Source organism: Enterobacter cloacae complex sp. P13B (assembly GCF_014895915.1).
GTDB lineage: Bacteria > Pseudomonadota > Gammaproteobacteria > Enterobacterales > Enterobacteriaceae > Enterobacter > Enterobacter bugandensis.
In genome coordinates this window covers 1-722 of sequence record NZ_JADBQN010000132.1, presented here as the reverse complement: position 1 = coordinate 722, position 722 = coordinate 1, and the positions used below count along the sequence as shown (strand labels likewise).

2 protein-coding genes are annotated in these 722 nt (G+C 35.6%); one reads left to right on the top strand and one right to left on the bottom strand.

Annotated features, from left to right (window positions below; translation table 11 throughout):
* A partial coding sequence (locus IM273_RS22285) for a hypothetical protein (RefSeq protein WP_193055671.1) occupies positions 1–235 on the top strand: 235 nt, incomplete at its 5' end.
* A 9-nt stretch (positions 236–244) separates the two neighbouring features.
* Here IM273_RS22285 and IM273_RS22280 read toward each other — a convergent pair.
* Complete coding sequence (locus IM273_RS22280) at positions 245–697, bottom strand: glycoside hydrolase family protein (protein WP_050861055.1); 453 nt, start codon at positions 695–697, stop codon at positions 245–247.
* Positions 698–722: the final 25 nt, after the last annotated feature.

Below are 722 nucleotides of genomic sequence, written 5' to 3'. Positions count from 1 at the left end.
ATTATGGACAATATACCGTGATAAGTCTGAAGATACTGATGATTTAATGGATAGAGTAACATCTCTTGAATCTACTGTTTCTGGTCATACTACGGATATTGCCCGTTTAAATGTGGATCATGAAGACCTAGAAGCAACTACGCGAGTAATCCAAAACCAGATACATCAACTGGATTTGAAGATTGAACGTATTATCACAATTCTAGAACAACAGGAAAAAGAAAAGGGGCGATAAGCCCCTTTATTATTTCCACTTTAATTGATTATTCATATCATCGACACGTGATTTTGTCTGCTTATACCATAGTGAATCTTTTGATTCTCTACGTATACCATCACGATCACCAATCTTTGCCGCTGCAAGTAGTTTCTTAAATTTACTCGTACCAGCTAAACCCAACTGGAAGATCATAATTATTAGATAGTCCTCAATATCAGTAGGCAACGTACCCAGATTAAGTGTACGTAGTTCTGCTTTAGCCTTTTCGATATCATGAGCTAATAGAATGTCTGCTTCAATCGGTGTTAATCCATTACTGAAATCTTCACCTTTCTGTACTAAGTGACCGTACCCAATTGTAGGGTAGCCAAGTGAATCTTTGTACGTCCAAAATTTACCATTCTTATAGTACCCTTTATATTTTTGATAGTCTAATGAGCCTTCATATAGTCTCAATCTCTCTTTAATATCTGCCATTACTAAATATTCCTATAGTTAATTG

What these genes read in the sequence shown, in the direction of transcription:
- IM273_RS22280 (WP_050861055.1), bottom strand. Translation starts at nt 697, where the DNA reads ATGGCAGATATTAAAGAGAGATTGAGACTATATGAAGGCTCATTAGAC.